Annotated in this window: 17 protein-coding genes and 1 pseudogene; 8 read left to right on the forward strand and 10 right to left on the reverse strand. The window is 48.9% G+C overall.

The features are described from left to right. Window positions 1–77 precede the first annotated feature (77 nt). Window positions 78–803, forward strand: a complete 726-nt coding sequence (locus GVJ32_RS06785; protein WP_159239272.1) for an SDR family oxidoreductase — start codon at window positions 78–80, stop codon at window positions 801–803. Here GVJ32_RS06785 and GVJ32_RS06790 read toward each other — a convergent pair. Both GVJ32_RS06790 and nadC read right to left on the reverse strand, forming a co-directional pair. Continuing rightward, entirely contained in the window at window positions 800–1,597 is a 798-nt protein-coding gene (locus GVJ32_RS06790) for a queuosine precursor transporter (protein WP_235035071.1), read from the reverse strand. The two genes, GVJ32_RS06785 and GVJ32_RS06790, sit on opposite strands and share 4 nt — an antisense overlap. A gap of 83 nt (window positions 1,598–1,680) precedes the next feature. After that, window positions 1,681–2,520 (reverse strand): carboxylating nicotinate-nucleotide diphosphorylase, encoded by an 840-nt coding sequence (nadC, locus tag GVJ32_RS06795; RefSeq protein WP_159239274.1) that lies wholly within the window; start codon window positions 2,518–2,520, stop codon window positions 1,681–1,683. Between the two features lie 249 nt (window positions 2,521–2,769). Here nadC and GVJ32_RS06800 point away from each other — a divergent pair, with 249 nt between their 5' ends. Then, entirely contained in the window at window positions 2,770–5,181 is a 2,412-nt protein-coding gene (locus GVJ32_RS06800; protein WP_159239275.1) for a DUF1631 domain-containing protein, read from the forward strand. 51 nt (window positions 5,182–5,232) lie between these two features. On the opposite strand, the gene GVJ32_RS06805 is transcribed toward GVJ32_RS06800, so the two are convergent. From GVJ32_RS06805 to GVJ32_RS06835, 7 genes are all read right to left on the reverse strand, one after another. Next, window positions 5,233–5,784 (reverse strand): hypothetical protein, encoded by a 552-nt coding sequence (locus tag GVJ32_RS06805; protein WP_159239276.1) that lies wholly within the window; start codon window positions 5,782–5,784, stop codon window positions 5,233–5,235. A gap of 13 nt (window positions 5,785–5,797) precedes the next feature. After that, complete coding sequence (locus tag GVJ32_RS06810; RefSeq protein WP_159239277.1) at window positions 5,798–8,020, reverse strand: xanthine dehydrogenase family protein molybdopterin-binding subunit; 2,223 nt, start codon at window positions 8,018–8,020, stop codon at window positions 5,798–5,800. Window positions 8,021–8,031: 11 nt separating this feature from the next. Continuing rightward, window positions 8,032–8,490, reverse strand: a complete 459-nt coding sequence (locus tag GVJ32_RS06815; protein WP_103686023.1) for a (2Fe-2S)-binding protein — start codon at window positions 8,488–8,490, stop codon at window positions 8,032–8,034. 442 nt (window positions 8,491–8,932) lie between these two features. Further along, window positions 8,933–9,922: a serine/threonine protein kinase gene (locus GVJ32_RS06820; RefSeq protein WP_159239278.1), complete on the reverse strand. Its 990-nt coding sequence runs from the start codon at window positions 9,920–9,922 to the stop codon at window positions 8,933–8,935. Beyond that, window positions 9,919–11,016, reverse strand: a complete 1,098-nt coding sequence (gene modC, locus GVJ32_RS06825) for a molybdenum ABC transporter ATP-binding protein (protein WP_159239279.1) — start codon at window positions 11,014–11,016, stop codon at window positions 9,919–9,921. The genes GVJ32_RS06820 and modC overlap by 4 nt, the downstream gene beginning before the upstream one ends. Beyond that, complete coding sequence (modB, locus tag GVJ32_RS06830) at window positions 11,013–11,714, reverse strand: molybdate ABC transporter permease subunit (RefSeq protein ID WP_159239280.1); 702 nt, start codon at window positions 11,712–11,714, stop codon at window positions 11,013–11,015. The genes modC and modB overlap by 4 nt, the downstream gene beginning before the upstream one ends. Before the next feature lie 69 nt (window positions 11,715–11,783). Beyond that, window positions 11,784–12,296 carry a ComF family protein gene (locus GVJ32_RS06835; protein ID WP_159239281.1) on the reverse strand — a complete coding sequence of 171 codons (513 nt, stop codon included), beginning with the start codon at window positions 12,294–12,296 and terminating at the stop codon, window positions 11,784–11,786. Window positions 12,297–12,587: 291 nt separating this feature from the next. Here GVJ32_RS06835 and bioB point away from each other — a divergent pair, with 291 nt between their 5' ends. From bioB to bioD, 6 genes are all read left to right on the forward strand, one after another. Beyond that, window positions 12,588–13,646, forward strand: coding sequence for a biotin synthase BioB (gene bioB, locus GVJ32_RS06840; protein ID WP_159239282.1), 1,059 nt, complete (start codon window positions 12,588–12,590; stop codon window positions 13,644–13,646). An 18-nt stretch (window positions 13,647–13,664) separates the two neighbouring features. Then, window positions 13,665–14,855 (forward strand): 8-amino-7-oxononanoate synthase, encoded by a 1,191-nt coding sequence (bioF, locus tag GVJ32_RS06845; protein WP_159239283.1) that lies wholly within the window; start codon window positions 13,665–13,667, stop codon window positions 14,853–14,855. Further along, a complete protein-coding gene (gene bioC / locus GVJ32_RS06850) occupies window positions 14,852–16,435 on the forward strand; it encodes a malonyl-ACP O-methyltransferase BioC (protein WP_159239284.1) in 1,584 nt (527 codons plus the stop codon). The genes bioF and bioC overlap by 4 nt, the downstream gene beginning before the upstream one ends. A gap of 451 nt (window positions 16,436–16,886) precedes the next feature. Continuing rightward, window positions 16,887–17,762 (forward strand): hypothetical protein, encoded by an 876-nt coding sequence (locus tag GVJ32_RS06855; protein ID WP_159239285.1) that lies wholly within the window; start codon window positions 16,887–16,889, stop codon window positions 17,760–17,762. A gap of 258 nt (window positions 17,763–18,020) precedes the next feature. Then, window positions 18,021–20,141, forward strand: a complete 2,121-nt coding sequence (locus GVJ32_RS06860) for a YjbH domain-containing protein (RefSeq protein ID WP_159239286.1) — start codon at window positions 18,021–18,023, stop codon at window positions 20,139–20,141. Between the two features lie 37 nt (window positions 20,142–20,178). Next, window positions 20,179–20,868 carry a dethiobiotin synthase gene (gene bioD, locus GVJ32_RS06865; protein WP_200841354.1) on the forward strand — a complete coding sequence of 230 codons (690 nt, stop codon included), beginning with the start codon at window positions 20,179–20,181 and terminating at the stop codon, window positions 20,866–20,868. Window positions 20,869–21,064: 196 nt separating this feature from the next. On the opposite strand, the pseudogene GVJ32_RS06870 reads toward bioD, so the two are convergent. Next, window positions 21,065–21,328 (reverse strand): annotated as a pseudogene (locus GVJ32_RS06870) (IS4 family transposase); the annotation flags it as partial. Window positions 21,329–21,346: the final 18 nt, after the last annotated feature.

Genomic DNA, 21,346 nt, shown 5'->3' on the forward strand with positions numbered 1-21,346 from the left:
TAAAAATACTATTATTTCGATTAATACGGCACTAATTCAAACGCTTATTTGGTGTGTTACTTACGCGGTGAGGCAAAATGTCTGAAAAATCGCAAGCTCCTTTAATTATTATCACTGGTGCATCGCAGGGTATTGGCGCGGCTATTGCGCAATGTTTTGCGAGTGCTAAATTCCCAGTGCGTTTGGCATTAGTGGCGCGAAACAAAGCCGCGCTCGAACAGGTGGCTTTAATGTGCACTGGGGCGGAAGAACTTGCTTGTTATGCCGTTGATGTAAGTGACGAACAGCAAGTGTTGGATTTTTCGCTGACCTTGCAACAGGATATGGGTGATGCCAGCGTCTTAATAAACAATGCGGGAAGCTGGCACGGCGCAGCGGTACAGGATATGTCTGCGACAGATTTTGATCGCATTATTACGGTTAATTTGCGCAGCACATTTCTTATGAGCCGTATGGTATTGCCGAGCATGTTACAGCGTCAATTTGGCGATATTTTTAATATGTCTTCTACAGCGGGTTTGGAGGGCTATGCCGGAGTGTCGGCATATTGTGCGGCCAAGCATGCGGTGAGTGGGTTTACCAAAGCGCTGCGGGAGGAGGTACGGGGCAAAGGTATTCGAGTTTCATGTATTTCTCCGGGGCCGACGTATTCACCCTCATGGCATTCGTCGGGTATTCCTCAGGAGCAGTTCATGCCAGCTAAGGATGTCGCCCGAGCATTTTTAGACATATACCGTATGGATCGCAACGTTGTTGTTGAGGATATTATTTTGCGGCCCCAAGCGGGACATATTAGCAGTTAGTTTTGCAAGGCCGCCTGCTTCATTTCCGTCGCTGTGTCGGATCCTAGATAGCGCTCAATTACGTAATGCACTACGTATAACAACGGCGTCAGCAAAACAGCCATCAGAAATTTGTAGATATAATTAACGACACCTATGGCAAGTACGAGTTGCAAGCTCCAGTCTGCGCCGATGTAAAAGGCGATAAACAGCACCACAAAACTGTCTATAAATTGACTGATGAGGGTGGAGCCAGTTGCACGCAGCCAGATCATGCCTTCGCCGGTAATTTGCTTAATACGTTGGAAAATAGTGATGTCGATAATTTGACCCACTAGAAATGCAACTAGTGAGCCTAAAATAATCCATAGCCCCTGGCCAAAAACCAATCTAAAGGCGGCGTCGTAGTCGCCAACTTGGCTGCGAAGCAAAGCTTGCTCGTCTGGCGTAAGATCGGGACTGATATGAGATTGCGGCCAGAAGTCTGCGGGAGCGAGGTGTATGCCAACAAAGACCATCGCAAAGGCATATACGATGAGCCCCGCGGTTAAATAGGAGAGCAGACGAACGCCGCGTTTGCCGTAGTATTCGTTAATTAAGTCGGTCAAAATAAAAACGAAGGGCCAGAGTAGAACCCCTGTTGTTAAATTAAATGACAAATCATTTATGCCAAATAGACTGAAATTTAGTGGGGCAACGTCAAGGCTGTGCTCAAGAGAAAATATTTTTACGCCAATTAGCTCTGCAAGTATGGCATTGGCAACAAAGAAACCGCCGAGCACAATAAAAAGCCGAGTAGCTTTGTTTGTAAGCACATTATTTTGCACTGGCGGCCTCAATATTGTATGTGCTAAAAATTAGCTTATTTCCAGCATCGGTGGTGTAACTACGATTTGGCTTAGATAAAACGCATAGATAAATCGACGGCTTGCGCGTGTTTGGTTAAGGCGCCAATCGAAATAAAGTCTACGCCCGTTTCCGCTATGGCCGCTATAGTTTGTGTGCTGACATTGCCTGAGGCTTCAAGCTTTGCACGGCCAGCGGTAAGGGCAACACCTTCACGCATATCTTCAAGACTGAAATTGTCGAGCATAATAATATCGGCATTGCCCTCCAGTGCGATATTGAGCTCCGCTAGGTTCTCTACTTCTACTTCAACTGGTTTGAGCGGCGCAATATCGCGCGCCGCAATAATGGCAGCAGCGATGCCACCGCAGGCAGCGATGTGATTTTCTTTAATGAGAAAGGCATCATACAAACCAATTCGATGATTGTGACAACCGCCGCAGGTGACAGCGTATTTTTGCGCGGTCCGTAGCCCTGGTATTGTTTTACGGGTGTCGAGTAGGCGAACGTTGGTATGGGTAACTAAATCTGAATAGTGTTTGCAGATGGTTGCCGTGCCTGAAAGCAGTTGCAGGAAATTGAGAGCGGTGCGTTCGCCGGTGAGTAGTGCACGGGCGGGGCCCGACAGTTCAAACAACACGCTGTTGGCTGTTACATAGTCACCGTCGGCAATATGCCATGTAACTGTGATTGAGTTATCAATTTGTTGAAAAACTTCATTGACCCAGTTTACCCCACAAATGACGGCATTTTCACGGGTAATAATGCGTGCAGTCGCAGTGTGATCTGCAGGAATAAGTTGGGCGGTAATGTCGCCGCTACCAATGTCTTCAGCAAGTGCGAAACGCACGGTCTCTGTGATGTCACGCTGCAAGGCGTCTGAAAATTGCATGGTGATTTTCCAAGCGAATGAGTCGAAAAATATAGTAGTTCGATATTCTACCAGCACATATGGAAATGTGCGCCTTTTGTGTGGTTATAAAGTGGGACGTAAGTAGTTTTAGCAATGGTTTCGGAGAGACTTTTTAAAGTATAACTATATGATGCTTGGCGTTTGCTGCAACTTGCGATAAGTTATGCTCGCCTAGTTAATAATTAAATGCTTTGTCTTTGAAACAATTGGAAAAAACAATAGGTAGTTATGACTGATAAGCCCTCTAAGGTAGTGGAATTGAACGCGCGGCGTGAGCTGGACGTGTCTGCCGTTTCGTTACCTGATGCATTGCGCGCGATTCGTGACAAGGCATGCGGGTTTTTACAGGGACGCATGACGGTATTTCTCGATGAGGCCGACGATGCCTTGTTTGAATTGGCTGATGAGGCAAGTAATGCTCGAGAGCAGCATGTGTATTTTGATGCCATGCGAGAGATTAGAGTTCATCGCGAGAGTATTGAAAAGCGTTTTTCTGAAACGTTTATCAATAACTTTGCTAGTACTGGGTCTAAACATGCCAGCTCGTCGTTAGAGCGGGGGCAAGCCAAGCTAAAATTGCTGGAATCAGAGGCGCTTGAAGAGCTGGTTGCGCTCGAAGGTATGGCGAATAAGGCTGAGCGGCGTTTTCTTCATGAAATTTGGATTTTGTGTACTGCTTGGCAGCATGTGGTTAGTGGTCCTGTGGTGGCCGCAAAAGAATTGCCGATGGGGCCAGCGAAAATTGCCGCGGCCTTAGGTCTTGCGTGCGAATCGTTAAATATCGACATAAAAGCAAAGCTGATTCTCTATAAGCTTTTTGATACGACAGTTATCGCTGAATATACAGATCTTTATCAGCTACTCATTCCCGTACTTGATGCTCAGGGCTTGCCGTTACAAAAGCTCGAGAAAAAATCAACAAAATCGTATTCAAAAACCGAAAGTTCTGTCGAGTTGTCTTCGCCTCAAGAACAGCAGCAAAATTTAGATCACAGGCAGTCTACGGAGTTAGTTAGCCATCTATTTGACGCTTTAGAAAATCTGCTTAGCAATGCAACTCAGGATGGCGGTGCACCCAAAACGGCGCTGTCTAAGCCATCGTTTATGGTGGCATTGCAGGAAATGCAGAACGAACAATTTGCTCAATTTAACGTGAAAGTCTCTATGGGTGGAGACGGCGGTACTGACTTCAACGCTATGGCGCACAAATTAGTCGCGCGCTTACAGCAAGTGAATTTAGTGGCGAATACTGACGTTTCAGCGCTTTCTTATCAGCGCGATCAAGACACCATCAACTTTGTTGGTGCCTTGTTCCAATTTATTTTAGACGGCGATGGATTGGCTGAGTCCTTAAAAGGGCTTATCGCACGTTTACAAATTCCAGTCTTGAAAATGGCGATGCTCGACAAGGGCTTTTTTGGTCACGACGAACATCCCGCACGTAAATTATTGAGTGCCTTGGTGAGTGCTGGTATTGGCTGGTCACCGGTGGCAGGCGTAGACCGAGATCCGCTGTACAAAAAGACCGAAGAAGTGGTTATGCGTATCCTGCGGGACTTTGGCGTCGATACCCAAGTGTTTATCGATGCTTATGAAGATTTTTCGGACTTCAATGAAAAGGCCAAGCGTCGAGCAGAGCTAGTAGCGCGTAGAACGGTAGATGCCGAAGACGGCAAGGCTGCGGCTGAAAATGCGCGGATGTATATTGCCGCTATTTTAGAAAGCAAGCTGGGCGGCGTTGATTGCCCTCCGGTGGTCACGAAAATGTTGCAGTTAGGCTGGAGTAAAGTGCTGTTCTTAAGCTACATCCAGCATGGAAAAGACAGTGAGCGTTTTACTGAAGACGCCGGCTTGATCGAACGTTTGCTTTGGAGTGTACTTCCATCAGATGAGTTGGGGCATAGAAACGAGTTGATTGCCGCATTGCCGATGTTGGTTGAAACCCTCCGCTTAGGCTTTACGCGGGTCTCATTAAACTCCTTTGAAACTGATCGTTGGTTTGAACAATTAGAGCGTTTGCATTTAGCAAAACTTAGCCGCAAAGAGACGGCTGTGCGGGTGCAAGCACTGGATCCCAAGAGCGACAATGAGCAAGAAGCGAGCTTGGCGTCGTCTACAGATTCCTTAACCGACACTAAAGTAGAATCTCGTCATACAGATTTGGCCACTCCCGTTAGTGCGGTGACTGATGATGCCGTTAGTTTGGAGCCTACAAAGTTAGACGCAGGTGCCGAGCTTGCTAGTTTGGACGCATCTTTGGCAGAAAGCCTCGGTGACGACGGCGAATGGTCTGAATCAGAGATACATTCTGTGCCTTTGACGTCGCGGCTACAGGGTGAGGATTCGCAGCCTGAGCTAGAAAGCAGCGGTATTCAAACGTTGCGGGTGGGTAACTGGGTTGATTTTCGTCAGGAAGATGGGCGGATGTTAAGATGCCGTCTTGCGGCGGTGATTAACGGTATAGGCAAATATATTTTCGTCAATCGCTCTGGAATTAAGGTTGCCGAGCTTAATAAAGAAGAGCTGCAAGCAGCGCTGGCAGAACAGAAAGTCATGCTGATTGATGACGACCGATTATTTGATCGGGCCTTAGAGTCAGTCATTAGCAATCTGCGTGACATGAAAGACAAGCCACTGTAACGCTCGCCACAAAATTCAAACCACCTACCCTAGGTGGTTTGCTAATCGTCCTTAGCACGGCCCTCCAGCATTAACCCACGCCTGTACTGCCTCCACAAAAGCAGGCTGGCTAAGTGGTGGTGTGCTACGGTTGCCACCGGGTGTCCAAGCCCACAGTACTAAGCTGTCTTCGCTCATGTGTTTTAATAAGTCTGCCAAACTGCGATTGCCGTTTTTGCTGCTGTCTTTTAGCGCCTGGCAAAGTTGGCTGGCATTTAAGCCCTCCCAGCCCATGCTTAATGGCGCCAGCCCCCAATGGGGTGCGCCGGGGACGGCGTCGTCAGCAACATTTTCGTCTTGATGACAGGCTGAACATTGCAGTGTTGGTGCACCGTGATTGTCTGTCCCCCTAACGACTAACTGTGCGTGACGGCGGCGTTCATCGCCCTGGCGTGGGAAGTCGGTGATGGTATGGCAGTTCATGCACCGTGGATGTGTTAACACTTCGTAAAGCGGCTGGAATAGCGGTGACTGTGCGAATGCGTTATGGGCAAGCAGACTGGAAAACCCCACAAATGTGAGCGTGACCATCAGGCGAGCTGTGCGTGTAATTGTTGTTGTCATGGTAACTCCCTGATTATGCAATTTTGAAATTGCTGCGGGTCAGCGGCAGTTCGCGAATACGCTCGCCAATGGCGCCGAATATGGCGTTGGCTAGGGCAGGTCCTACGCAGGGAACACCCAGCTCACCTACTCCGCCCACGGGGTTACCGCTGTTAACGATAATGGTTTCAATAGCGGGGGTTTGGTACATGCGAAGTACTGGATAATCGTCAAAATTACTTTGCTGAACAACACCATCTTCGAGCAGGATTTCACCGAATAAAATACTGGAAAGTGCGAAGATAACGGCGGACTCGACTTGTGCGATAACGAGGTCTGGGTTTACAGCGGTGCCACAATCTACAGCGCTGACTACGCGATGTACGGTGAGCTCGCGATTAGCTGACACAGAGACTTCTACGACTTGTGCAACGAAGCTATTCCAGTGGCCCATAACGGCAATCCCTTGGCTTCTGCCACTAGCTGGGAATCCCCAGTTGGCGGCGTCGGCTACTGCGTCTAATACCGCTCGGTGGCGCGGTTTTTCAGAGAGTAGGTCACGACGAAAGTTGTAGGGGTTTTTATTCACCTTGAGGGCGAGTTCGTCGATAAACGTTTCTTGCGCGAATACGTCAGAGAATTTATTTACTGAGCGCATCCACAGGGCCGGCATATTGAGATTGACCGTGAGGTGCGCGTCCATCAAAACGTTGTCGATTTTATAGGGCATGCCGGTTTCAAAGTCCGTCAGCTCTTTTAGTGGAGGCAGGGTGAAGTCTGCGAGACTGTCCAAAAGGTTTTCGGCATAAAGTAGCGCCGTAACATCTTGAGTGACTGAGCGATGAGTCCATGCGGTGATATTATTTGCGCTATCGATTGACGCTGAGACCCTGACTGCGGCGGCGGGGCGATAGTATCCGCCTTTCATGTCGTCTTCTCTGGTCCAAATAACCTTGACGGGTTGGCGTATTTGTTTAGCAACGGCGCAGGCGTCACGCACGTAATCTGCGAGGGGATTGCCTCGGCGACCAAAACCACCGCCAGACGGCATTACGTGGAAGTTAATTTGATCGGGTAATAAACCGAGCACGAGTCCTGCGAACACTTTATCCAAGGTAGCGGATTGCGTGCCCGTCCATATTTCTGCGCTGCTGCCGTCGTAGTCGACTACCACGTTTAGTGGCTCCATGGCCGCGTGCGCCATGAAGGGGAAGTAATAGTCTGCGCTAACCGTTTCGCTGGCGAATAGCTGGGCGGTTAAAACTAGGCCGTCGATTCTAATGGGCAGGCCGGGTAGATTTAATCGCAAGTTGTAGGCATTGCGCTGGGTATCAGAATCGGTGCGCCCAGCCAGTAATTCGTTCCATTGTACTTGTAGTGCCTTGCGACCTTTTTCGGCGGCCCAAAAATCATCGGCAACAACGGCGACGCCGCCGAGTATGGTGTAGACACCGCGTACGCCAGGAACAGCCAGTGCGGCATTGTCGTCAACATTTAGTGCTTGGCCGTTAAACCTTGGCGGGCGTGCAATAACGGCGGTGAGCATATTCGGAATATCAACATCGATACCGTATTGGAAGCTGCCATCGGTTTTATCTGCTGCATCTAGCCGCTGTGGCGAAGAGCCAATAATTCTGTAGTTAGCCGGATTTTTTAAGCTGGGATTTGTGGGCACGCGCTCTTGTGCTGCTTCGCTAGATAGCTCTCCGTAACTGGCACGGCGCCCGCCGATGTCATCTATAACATAGCTGGATTCGGTGCGCAGGGATGATGCAGGCACCTCCCAGCGTTTTGCTGCGGCGTTCACCAGCATTTGCCGGACTGCAGCGCCTACACTGCGTTGTCCCTCAAAGTAGCCACGGGTAGCTGAACTCGCAACGGTGAATTGGAGTAGGTTTGCAAAATAGGGGTTATTAAAACGCGCGGCAACAGGGGAGGATTCTGAGCTAACTTGGCTCCAGTCGGCGTCTAATTCTTCAGCAACAATCATGGGTATTGCGGTCAGCGCACCTTGGCCAATTTCTGCTGCGCCAACAAGAATAGTGATTTTGTTGTCGGTACTGATGCGCATAAATTCACCAACCTGAAACGCCTCGGCGGGGTTTGTCGGCTCGCCACCGTTGTCGGTGGGTGGTGTGCTGGTATTGTTGTTTTTAGATGAACTTGATCCACCGCCACAGGCGACCAGTAAGCCGCCACCGGCCATGACGCTGACGCGAATGAAATGACGGCGAGATAGTTTTGTTAACTTTGACATAACGGCGGCCCTTATAATTGTTCAGTGGCAATTTTGTGAATGGCCTTGCGTATTCGGGGGTAAGTGCCGCAGCGACAGATGTTGCCAGAGAGCGCCTTATCAATATCTTGGTCACTTGGCGAGGAGTTATCTTTTAGTAAGGCGGTCGCCGCCATAATTTGGCCTGATTGGCAGTAGCCGCACTGGGGGACATTTAGCTCCTGCCATGTGGCTTGGACTAAACCACCAATGTGTTCGTTGCCGATATCTTCAATGGTGCGAACCTGTTTATCGCCAACCGCGCTGATAGGCATGACGCAGGAGCGTGTGGGTTGGCCGTCTATATGTACGGTACAGGCTCCGCATAAGGCTTGGCCGCAGCCGTATTTTGATCCGGTAAGTTTTAGGTTTTCACGCAAAACCCATAATAGCGGTTTGTCCTCGCTGACATCGACAGTGTGGGCAATACCGTTTACACGGATGGTGAACATATTTTCTCCTGTGCTCTGGTGCGAGCAGCTTATTATTTACTTTGATGCTGTGTGAGCCTTGTTGAGGTTTACACGATATTATTTTGTATTCTCAATCACGGCCTATTCACTAAAAGCAGGCTACCAGCCCTTGGAAAGAGCGGGTATTGAAAGAGTCTAGTTGATATACACGCTAATCTAAGGCATTGCTTTACGAGACCTTTGCACGATAGTTATTTTGCCCTCTGGCAGCGTCGCCTAAGAGCGTCTACTTTTGGCAAAAACGTACTCAATCGGTCATTTATGGCATATAAACTCCCTCTTTCCGTGCGTTTTTTCCTCACCAGAAAACAAACTACCGGCTCGTGCAAAGGTCTCTTTACGTATAATGCTCGCAAAATAGCAGTTGATGTAATACGTGTAAACACTGCTTATGGATCATATCTTGGCAATTGTCGCCGCGCTAATAGGGCATGCGTAGGGTGGGTTCTTGAATAAGCGCGAGTTGCTCGCGCAATTGCAAAATATGCTCTCCCCAGTAGCGCTCGGTATTAAACCACGGGAATGCTTTGGGAAAGGCTGGATCTTGCCAGCGCCGTGCAAGCCACGCTGCGTGGTGCATGATGCGCAAGCTGCGTAGGGCTTCAATGAGCCCCAGTTCGCGAGGGTTGAATTCATAGAATTCTTGGTAGCCTTCGATGAGCTCCATTATCGCGCGCTGCTGGTTATCTTGCTCGCCGGACAGAAACATCCATACATCTTGAATAGCGGGGGCCATGCGGCTGTCGTCAAAATCCACTAGCCAAGTTTCGTCATTACGAGACAGTATATTGCCCACATGACCGTCGCCGTGGGTGCGGATATAGGTCGGGGCGATGTCTTCGAAGCGCTGCCTAACAAGCCGCAGGAGATCTTCGCTGAGACTGGCGTAGGACTCCCGGAGGCTACTTGGAATTACATCAGCTAATATGTCGCGGCGGCTGTCGTCGCCAAAGCTCACAACATCTAGTTTGGGGCGAAACTGGTATTTGGTGCTGGCGCCGACGAGGTGTAGACGGCCAAAAAGACGGCCGAGTTGAAAGAGATTGTCCATGTCGTCTAGTGCTGGCGCGTGCCCGCCACGACGGGGATATATTGAAAATCGGTAGCCCTCAAAGTGGAAAAGGCTGTTACCAGCGTCGTTTTGCCAAGGTGGAATAACGGCAATATCGGTGTCGGCAAGTTGTTGAGTAAAGCGGTGTTCTTCTAGTATTTGCTCGTCGCTCCAGCGCTCGGGGCGATAGAATTTCACCACCACGGGTTCTTTGTCTTCTAGGCCAAATTGATAAACTCGATTTTCGTAGCTGTTTAGGGCAAATACCCTAAGATCGCTCACATAGCCTAGGCTTTCCACTGCATCAATGACGCGGTCTGGATTAAGGTTGGCGAAATCAGTTTGTTCAGTTGTCGTCATTGCGCCAGTCCGTATTCGTTGATTAAGGCGACCGTTTTAATCTGCGCAAAGACCTGTTGGCCTTTGTGAAGTTGTAGTCGGTCGCAGGATTTGTGAGTGATGTGCGCCAGTAAAAATTGCTCATTTAGGCGTAGGCGAATGGTGAGTTGCGCGTTTGTTGGCCTCGGTGAATGAGTTTCTATAGTGTCGATAGTACAGGGCAAGATATTCATGATGCTGCTTTGCTGTGGCGCATCTAAGCTGATACTGACGTCCCGCGCAGCCACGAATAAGCGTAAAGCTTGCCCCGGCTCTGTCTGAAGGAGGTTGACGGTGAGCTTATGGTCTGCGTCCACATTTAAGATGCTGAGTCCGTAATTTATGTCGTGTTCATGTAGTTTCGCGGTAAGAACTGCGCCAGCGCCTTGTTGATGGCTGAGGGGCAGATCGAGACGGGTGCTTAGACTGATCAGATCACCTTCTGCAACGAGCTGGCCTTTATCCATCAAAATAACGTGATCGGCTAGCCGGCTGATTTCATGAAAACTATGGCTGACATACAAAACCGGAATATCGAGGTGCTTGGGTAAGGTTTGTAACACGTCTAGCATGTGCTCTCGGGCACTGTCGTGTAGACCGGAAAGTGGCTCGTCCATTAGCAATAATTGTGGGTGCCGAAGCAATGCGCGGGCGATGGCAACGCGTTTGTGCTCACCGCCAGAAAGTTTGTCCACACGGCGGTTTAGCAATGGTGTGATTTGCAGCCAGTCACACACTTCATCACTGGACGGCCCTTCTTTCTTGAATTGGCGTTTGCGGGCGTAGTTGAGATTGCCCATCACCGTAAGATGTGGGAAGAGCTGGGCGTCTTGAAAAACGAGACCGATGCCACGCTGCTCGGTTTTAAGTAGGTTGCGCTCGGTTTGCCAATCGTGCCCCGCAAATTGCACCATGCCGGAGGGAACAATATCTAGGCCGGCAATACAGCGGAGCAAGCTGGTTTTGCCGCTGCCGCTAGGGCCGCAGATGGCAGTGATGCCAGTTGAGGGCAGTGCGGTGTCAATATCAAGGCAGAATTCACCGCGTTGCATGTGCAGAGATAGCAGTAGGCTCATTTAGGCGCTTCGCTATTATTTGGCAGCGAAGTGAGCCCGCGATAGCCATTGACTAGGTATACAAAGCTGAGTACCAGCAAAGAAAAGGCAATAAGACCACCGGCCAACCAGTGAGCGGTGTCGTATTGCAGCGATTCTACGCGCTCATAAAGGGCGATAGAAAGTACCTGAGTTTGCCCTGGAATATTGCCGCCAATCATTAAAACCACACCAAATTCACCGACGGTGTGGGCAAAGCCGAGGGTGCTGGCGACTAAAAAATTGCTGCGGCATAGCGGCAAAATAACGCTAAAAAAACGGTCGGCAGGGCCGGCACCAAGACTGGCGGCGGTTTCGATTAGTGGTTTAGAGAGCTGCTGAAAGCCACTTTGTAAGGGCTGTACCACAAAGGGTAGTGAATAAAGCACCGAGGCGATGACCAGTGCACTGAAACTAAAGGCTAAAGTGTCGCCAGTTAAATATTGCCAGAACTGGGCGACGGCTGAGTTTGGCGCAAAGGCGATAAGTAGATAAAAGCCAAGAACCGTTGGCGGCAGCACCAATGGCAGGGCGATGATCGCCTCTAAGATGGGCTTGAAGCGAACACGGGTATTGGCTAACCACCACGCGAGGGGGGTGCCGATAACTAATAAAATGACAGTAGTTAGACCAGCTAACTTGAGGGTCAAGACTATAGCGAGCCAGTCATTTTGACTCACGCTATTACTCGCTGTATTGAGGAGGCGTAGACATTATGCATTGAACACTCCTCCAGTAGTGATGTGGCTTTATGGTGTGCGTGCCAGACACCAGATATCGATGCGTGTAGCGCCATTGCGCGCCAGTATAGCGGCCATGGTATTGGCTGTCGCGGTTGTTGTAACAACATCGTCGATGACCGCGAGGTGCTTGCCTTTGATGTCGGCATTCGCCAAAAAGGCAAAGGCGTGGTGCAGATTCTTGCGTCGCGCGGCAGCACTCAGCCCTTGTTGGGAGTGAGTGGCGCGAGGGTGCTTGATGGCATGGTGCACTGGAATATTGAGTGCGTTGCCAAAATCATTCGCGAGTATTATCGATTGATTGAAGCCGCGTTGCAGGCGTCGCCGCCAGTGCATTGGTACTGGTATAAGTGCGTCGGGGAGTGTTCCCAGCTGATCGCGGCAGTGGTCTAGCCAGAGTTTGCTTAATACAGCGCCGTAATGGAGCTTCTTTTGGTGTTTGAAGCCGGCAATCAGGCGGTCAACAGGAAAGTCGTAGCACAAAGCGGCGATGCATTGGTGAAAATCGGGCGGCTTACGCAAACACCGTCCGCAGCGATTTTGGATGTGATTCATTGGCAGAGGTAGTGCGCAACACGAGCATTGGTTAATGAGCCAGGGGAGTTCGATTTCGCAGGGGTGGCAGAGATCTATGTCCCGTCTGCTGGGGGTTTGGCATAAGATACAGCGGCCGTGTATTAGACGATAGCTAAGGTTTTTTATCCCAGGAATATGAAATCTGTTAACCATGAGCATCCTTGCTGGTTGACAGCTTGCGATAAGCCTTTATCATTGTCACTTTGAAATGACACAAACTCTACGCTGGACTTTATCATGACTAACGCCGCTTTAACGACAATTCGTAACGATTGGACCAGTGCAGAGGTTCAGGCTTTATTCGCTCAGCCGTTTAATGATTTGTTGTTTCAGGCCCAAACGGTGCACCGCGCAAATTTTGACCCCAATGCGGTTCAAGTTAGTACTTTATTGTCGATAAAAACCGGCGCCTGTCCAGAAGATTGTAAGTACTGCCCGCAGAGCAATCGTTATGACACGGGGCTTGAGAAAGAAAAATTGATGGAAGTCGAGAAAGTACTGGCTGAGGCGCGTGCCGCCAAAGCGTCTGGTACGACTCGTTTTTGTATGGGGGCAGCATGGCGCTCACCTAAAAAGAAAGACATGCCTTATGTGACGGCGATGGTCCGTGGCGTGAAGGAAATGGGATTAGAAACCTGCATGACCTTGGGTATGTTGACGGGCGAGCAGGCCGCCGAGCTTGCTGAGGCCGGCTTAGACTATTACAACCATAACCTAGACACCTCGCCAGAGTTCTATGGCGAGATTATTACCACTCGTACCTATCAAGACCGTCTGGGCACCTTGGGTAATGTTCGTGATGCCGGTATTAAAGTGTGTAGTGGCGGTATTGTCGGCATGGGCGAGTCGATTAAAGATCGCGCCGGTCTATTAATACAGCTGGCGAATTTGCCTGTGCAGCCAGAGAGTGTGCCGATTAATATGCTGGTGAAAGTTGAAGGCACGCCGATGGCTGATGTCGCTGACTTAGACCCCTTTGATTTTATCCGCACCATTGCCGTTGCGCGGATTATTATGCCGAAGTCTCATGTTCGCCTGTCAGCAGGCCGTGAGTCTATGAATGAAGAAATGCATGCGCTGGCCTATTTTGCTGGTGCTAACTCCATTTTCTATGGTGAAAAGCTGCTGACCACGCCAAATCCTAAAGCAAATAAAGACATGGAATTGTTCGGGCGCTTGGGAATAAAGCCTGAAGAGCGCCATGTCGAGCATGACGATGACACGCAAAGCGAGGTTTTATTAGGCGCGGTAGAGCAGGCTCAAAATGACCGCTTCTTCTATGACGCCACAGCTTAATCATCTGTTGAGATAATTATGTTGACTGAGGCCCTGCAGCGAAGGCTGGCAGAGCGCCACGAGCAATCTCGCTATCGAAGCCGCCGCGTGCTGGACTCGGCGCAGGGAGCGAGAATTGCTGTTGATGGGCGCGAATATTTGCAGTTCTGCAGCAACGACTATCTTGGTTTAGCCAATCATCCCCAGCTTGTTACTGCTATGCAAAACGCTGCCGCAACATACGGTGTTGGTGGCGGCGCGTCGCATTTGGTTTGCGGGCACTCAATCCTGCATCATCAATTAGAAGAACGTCTTGCAGGCATTACTGGGCGAGATCGCGCCCTATTATTTTCTACTGGCTATATGGCCAATCTTGGTACCGTTACCGCGCTAATGGGCAAAGGTGATCATATTCTTGAAGATCGCTTAAACCATGCCTCATTACTCGATGCCGGTCTGTTGAGCGGGGCAAGATTCCAGCGTTTCCACCACAATGATTTACATGACCTCGAACGCCGCCTAAAAAAATTGCCGCCTGAGGGATTAAGATTGATTGTGGTTGATGCGGTTTTTAGTATGGATGGCGATGTCGCGCCGCTGCCTGAATTAGCTGCATTGGCCAAGCGCTACAATGCCTATCTAATGGCAGACGACGCTCATGGTTTTGGTGTGCTTGGTGTGACTGGCGCGGGTAGCAGTGAACTATTCGATTTAGATCAAGATCAATTGCCGGTATTGATGGGCACACTAGGCAAGGGGATTGGCAGCTTTGGTGCGTTTGTGGCCGGCAGTGATGTGTTGATTGAGAGTTTGATTCAGTTTGCCCGGCCTTATATTTACACCACCGCTATGCCACCAGCCGTCGCTGCTGCGAGTTTGGCAAGTTTAGATATTTTACAGAGTGAGCCTTGGCGTCGTGAACATTTGCAAGGCTTGATTAAACGCTTCCGCGATGGCACCGCTACGCTCGCCTTACCAATGATGAGTTCAGAAACCGCCATTCAGCCATTACTCGTGGGTGAAGAATCCCAAGCGATGGCAATCAGTAAAGGCTTGGAGACTGAGGGGATCTTGGTGTCTGCCATTCGCCCGCCTACCGTAGCTGCAGGTCAATCGCGGCTTAGAATTACCCTGTCGGCGGCGCATTCCGAGGCTGATATTGATCGTTTGCTTGATGCCCTAGATAAAGTGGTTCCGACGGCCCTGCGTGTGGTGTCCCAGGTATTATGACGGCAATTTATCGTGAACGCCTTGCCTCATATACCAGTGGCGCTGCTGAGTTGGTGCTGCTTCATGGTTGGGGCAGCGACTCCGAAATTTGGCGAAGCCTCGTGCCAACATTGCGCCGCCGCTTCCATGTAACTTTAGTGGATTTACCTGGTTTTGGTCGCAGTGCTGCCTGTGAGTTTCGTCGTGATCCGGTCTTGGTAGTTGAGCAGCTCTTGCCAACTCTTCCTGAGTCGGCTGTCTATTGCGGCTGGTCCTTGGGGGGCATGCTAGCTACGGTCATTGCGGCAAGCTACCCAGAGCGAGTGCGCGCTTTAATGACGATTGCCAGTAATGCGATCTTTGTTGCAGATGACGCATGGTCGGCGGCAATGCCGGCGGGAGATTTTTCTACTTTTCAGAACGTGCTTGAAAAAAATTCCGTCAAAGGTTTACGTCGCTTTAATTTACTCCAGCTTCATGGCGAAGAGCGTGCGAGTTCGGTGCAAGCTGTATTACGCGATCAAAAACTACCATTGAACGCTTTGGCGCTTGTTGAAGGCCTGCATTGTTTGCATGACATGGATAATCGCTCGGCGTTATCTAATATAGAGTGTCCGGCCATACATGTTTTTGGCGCTGAGGATGCACTTGTGCCAAGTCGGGCTGCGGCAATGTTTGCCAATTATTACCCCGATCATGAATGCAAAGTTATGTCGGGTTGTGGTCATTTACCCTTTTTGTCCTCACCCGATGAGTTTGTTTCGCTGATGTTTGAGTTTATTCGCTCGAAAGGAATGCTCTGCGAAGCCAAACCTCACTATCTTGATAAAACAGATATTGGCCGGTCTTTTAGTCGAGCTGCAGCGAGTTATGACGGCGCCGCTATGCTACAGCGTCGAATTGCAGATCATTTGATAAGCCTGATGCCAGAGATAAAAAATGCGCCATTAATGGATTTGGGGTGTGGCACGGGCTACAGTTTGCCAGCTTTAAAACAATATATGGGGGAGGGGGAGTTGCTTGCGGCGGACCTCGCTCCAGGTATGCTTATTTATGCAAAAGAACATCATCTGGATACAGTCGATGGCTGGCTGTGCGGCGATGCCGAAGATCTGCCTTTAGCAGATAATAGTGTTGGGCTTATCTTTTCCAGCCTTGCTCTGCAATGGTGTGAAAATTTGCCAGCGGTATACGCCGAAATCGAACGTGTATTAAAGCCGGGTGGCGCCGCCGTTATCGCAACGCTGGGGCCGGACACCTTGTATGAGTTGCGTGAATCGTGGCGGCACGTAGATGCCTATGCTCACGTGAACGAGTTTTCAGAACGAGCTGAAATCCAGTCGGCTATTCAGAATACAGGTCTCTGCGTCGACGAGTGGCAGGAGCATATTGAGTTAATGGAATACAAGCAGTTGTCTGAATTGACGAGAGAGCTAAAGAATATCGGCGCACATAATGTAAATAGTGGTCGCCCAAATGGTTTGACTAGCCGTGCGCGCATCAAAGCCTTGGCTAGCGGCTATGAGCAATTTAGAGGGCAGAGTGGCCTTTTGCCAGCCACTTATCAAGTTTGGTACGTGCGGTGTGTGAAGTTGGGGTAGTTGTTTTATCTGCGCGAAAGGTGTGTCTACTTTATTGTCGTGTGAGCATCGTTAAATACGAAGCGAAGTGTATCCACTCTCGATAATTTACGTGGCACTTTTTATAGAGACGGTTGTCTAGGTTGGGGCAGTGTATTTTTTTTACTGTACCTTGTATGTTTCATTTAATATTTGCTACTTGCAGGTGGGTTTTGTCGGCGTGCTCGGTTGCGATAATATTGTTTTGCTAGTAATTCCAACTTTCGGCGTTGTGAAATTAACTTATTACTGCGCTAAATACTGCTAGTAGTGTCATTGCTGCTAGCAAAGGTGCGTTAATGGCAAAATATTCAAGATGGAGCGATTGAATGTTAGGGTGAGGTCTTTTAGTCTTACGCCACACAGTGGGCGGGCGGCGATTTGCTGTTAATGCTGGTAATAATCTGTCTTCGGAATGGAAATGGAGTTTAATATGAAAATGTTTAATAGTAAGTTACTTGTGGCAGGTTTATTGTCAGCAAGTGTCATGGTTGGTTGTGGTAGTGATAAATCAGCAGACTCTGACAGCCCGGTTGTAACAAATGGCAATCTTACCGCGGCTTTGGGTGCGCTCTCTAATGCTAATTGCGTGGTGAAAAATGCCGCAGGCGATACGAAACTGACGGTGGAGACCTTAGCTGACGGTACGGTTCCATTTGATATCGAAACAGTAGGTAGTGATTTCCCCTTAATTATTTCTTGTACCGGTGGCAGCTATTTCGATGAGGCGAATCCAACGGATCCTTTAATTTCTAATACAGGGACTATTAGATCTATTGTTCCTGATTTGGCTACACTTATTTCAGTCGGTGGCAATGTTGCTGTTACAACATTCACGGATTTAGCTGTAGAGTTATATAACAGCTTGCCTGCTGGTGATAAGACAATTGAAACCGCGCTTGAGTCGCTAGAAGAGATTGGTCGTATTCTGGCGCCAAGCCTAGTTGAGAATGGCGGTGCAGCAAATCTTCTAGCAGCACCTACTCCTGTTACTGCTGGTGATACAGTAGTACCTAATACGCCATCTGGTATTTATGCAGCTTATTTGGCGGGTTTGGCTGAAATTGCTGACGATAAGGCGATAACTCCTCAGGCCTTAGGTGTTTTATTGGCAGGGCAGATAGCCAACGGCACTGCGATTGATGCGGACACTGTAAGTAACTTAATTGCTAAAGCGGCGGCATTTGCTACAGGCAAAGGTTTTACTTTAACAGGTGATACCGGTGCAGGTGGTATTGCTGTGAAGCCTACTCCAACTACAGGTACGGGTGGCACTGGCGGTACAGGTGGCACTGGCGGTGGAAACTAATATTTCCTAGCGATAAAGAGTTAAAAGGGCGGCTAAGCAGTCGCCCTTTTTTATGTGTATATAATATGTTCGCGCATTTATATCTTGAGACCCCAGCATAACTACTGCGCTCGTCAATACAGCGTGAAAAATCAGCTTAAATGCTCATTTGCTGCAGTAAACTGTGCTTTTTCGCTGATTTTTGCCTCGTCTTGGCTGAGCTCGTTACGTTATGCTGAGATTTAATCTTATAGCCTGCAGAATAAAGAGAGGTGTTCATTGAAACGAGATATTTTTGCTTCGATCTTGATGCTTGCGTTACCGGTAGCGGTACAAGCACAGGGTAATATGAACATGCAGGGTATGAGCGGCTTATTTAATGTTCCAGATGCGTCCGTACTGGAGTACGGTAGTGCAGTCGTTGCTTGGGATGCTCAGATTGATGGGCGTTTTTCAAGGGATCATCAACTAAATGATCGCGGTAATGATATCAATATTGGTGCGGGTATATTCCCACACGTCGAAATTGCTGGGCGTAATGTGACTGGTCGAACTACCACTGGGGGGTCAGATTTATCCTTCAATGTGAAGCTGCAGCTACCCTGGGAGCTGCTGCATGGCGTGTCCTTTGCAATAGGCGAGCAGGATTTTGGTGGCTCAGTAAATGAGTACGATACCAAGTACGCGGTAACAACTTGGCAGTATGGGAAATTTCGCTCGACTCTGGGTTTCGGTCAATATGATGGTCGCGCTGGACAAACCTTGCGATTAGATGGTGTTTTTGGCGGTATTGAATATGCAGCCACTGATTGGTTGAGTGTTCTTATTGAAGATGATGGTCATTCGCAAAATTCCGGCATTCGTTTGTCAACGCCTGATTATCTATTGCCGCAGGGTTGGACGGCGTCAATGCTGTGGATGCTTTCAGATGAAGAGGGCGTTGACGGTCGAAATGATTGGTATGGGTTTAACGTAAAGATCCCACTTGGTCAAAAATATGAGCGTGTATTACCTTCAAAACAGCCTCGCGTAGCGGCCACGAGTGCGGTTGATATTATAGTGGAGCCGTATGGTCTGGATTCGGAGCTTGAAAGAAATCCATTATTGTATCCGCCGGATACTAATATTAACGATCCGAAAGTACGCGCCCGAATAGAAAATGAAGCGCAGTTAAAGCGCGAGCTTGTAGCGGCAAATTTAGAAAAAGTACGCATTCAGCGCTACGGTAAAGAATGGATTATCGCGTTTGAAAATCTGAGTTATAACAATAATGCAATTGATGGTTTGGCGGTAGCAATTGGTGTTGCTGCATCTATCTTACCGGAAGGCGATCGGTTTTATTTACAGCTTGAAAAGTATGGTATCCCAGTGTTTGGTCTCGGGGGCGAAGTAGGTGCCTGGGACACCTTTATGAATGGCTGGGGTGGATTGCCTGAGTCTGTGATGATTGCTGCGCCTACAAATAAATTACGTCGTCGCAGTGGCGATGGTGGCGTCATTAAATCTACGTTCAATGACGTTAAAGAGTACCTCGCTTTTCGCCCGACAGTAATGTTAAGGCCAATTGTTTCATCGACCTTAGGTACTGAATATGGAGTACTTGATTACTCGTTAGCGGCTCGCGCCGATGTTGTTGTCCCACTATGGCAGGGGGCAGCATTTAATATCTCAAAAGATTGGTCAATGCATGAGACCGAAGATTTTACAAGAGATGGCATTTATGGCGGTGTGTTTAAAGCGCAACGTGTGCCTGACGGTGTAAAAGACCGAGTGATTAGTCAGACTTTTCGCTTGGGCCAAGGTTTTACAACAATGATTTCGTACGGCCGGTTTTTTTCGGTTAATGACGGGATCTCGTTGGAAAGTCGTTGGGAGCCTGGGGATGGGCGGAATCGTTTTCGGGTGATTTTGACAGACTTTGAAGACAAATTTGATCCTCGTATAACTCGGAACGCGCGATTAGCGTCCTGGCGGTATTTTTTCCAGAGCACTAACAGTGAGGTGAATATTACTGGTGGTGAGTTTTATAACGAAGACTCCGGCTACAAAGTTGATTTTACCCAGCATATTGGTGATACACGCTTGCATCTTATTTATAAAAAGTCAGAGGGCAACGCCTTTGCGGGAATAGGTTTTACTATACCGCTTACTCCGCGCAAAGACTTTGGGCGAGTCGCCGGCGTGCAGCTAACTGGTACGCCGAGTTGGCGTTATGATGTGAATACAATTTTAGGTGAGCAAGGCAATCGCCTCGTTTTTGGTCCGAATATCATCCCTACTGAGTTTTTTAATCTCCGCAATGGCTATTTTAATGGCGATCGCTTGAGTCCCGCTTATATTCGAGCTAACCAAGAGCGTTTGCGTGAGGCATGGCAAACCTTTGGTGTGTCCGCTAAATAATATTAACTTTAGCTCGATTTATGCGTAGGTGTTTTTTATGTTGAGTAGTCGGCATTTCTTCGTCACAGGTACAGATACGGATGTTGGTAAGACCTTGGTTGCCTGCGGCATACTTAAAGCCGCAGAAGCGCGGGGCTTGCGAACACTTGCGATAAAGCCAGTTGCAGCAGGTGCTGAACATACGGCCGAGGGGCTGAGGAATCAAGACGCCGTTATGCTAATGGCGGCAATGACGGAAACACTACCTTATCATCAAGTCAATCCTGTGCTGCTGGAACCGCCAATAGCGCCGCATATCGCGGCTGAACAGGCAGGTAAAAGAATAACGGTGTCTCAGTTAGCGGGACTATGTCGTGGGGCCATGATGCGGGCAGCAGATATAGTGTTAATTGAAGGCGCCGGTGGTTGGCGGGTCCCCTTAAATCGATATGAATTATTGTCTGGTTTGGCGGTTGAGCTGCAAGCACCGGTAATTCTTGTGGTGGGTATGAAACTTGGGTGTATTAATCACGCATTGCTAACGGCTGATGCCATTCGTGCAGATGGTCTGTGTATTGCCGGTTGGGTAGCGAATCAGATCGATCCGCAAATGTCGTATTTTGATGAAAACCTTTCTTCTCTAAAGGCTATGTTAGGAGCGCCCTGCCTTGGTGTAGTGCCATACTTGCTAGGAAGTGAGCGAGAAGCTGATGTTGTCTCGGCCAGTCTAGATATCTCAATATTGTGATCTGTGTCGATAGTGCACATTAATGGTGTGCTTTTATGTTTGTGAAGTTTTATCCAATTTCCATTCTCAATTTCCTGGAGGATTTACTGGCTACTGAGTTCAGCATGTAATAAGAAAAAGGTAAATAAAAGCCTCGGTCTTCTGTAATGCTGTTCACTTAAGAGGAGCAGCATTGCGATTTATCGGATAGCGGATTTGATGCCGCCATCACAATGAGCTGTGCCGCAATATAGTCATATACCGGCTTTAAAAAGCGGATATCCGCTGGAACCGATCGAAGCTCACCGCCGCTATAGAGGCTTCTCGGCGAATCACGTTATGGCGCAATAGTAGCCCCCACAACTCCTGATAAACTAACTTTCTTGCTTCGTAGCGCGATGGCATTTTTCTGCATGGAACTTTTAATATCACGAAAGCCTAGCTCAATTTACCACCGTTGCTGGTAGGGGCGTGCCACTTTTAAGGGAGCAGTATTGTT

The sequence above is a fragment of the Zhongshania aliphaticivorans genome (assembly GCF_902705855.1).
GTDB lineage: Bacteria > Pseudomonadota > Gammaproteobacteria > Pseudomonadales > Spongiibacteraceae > Spongiibacter > Spongiibacter aliphaticivorans_B.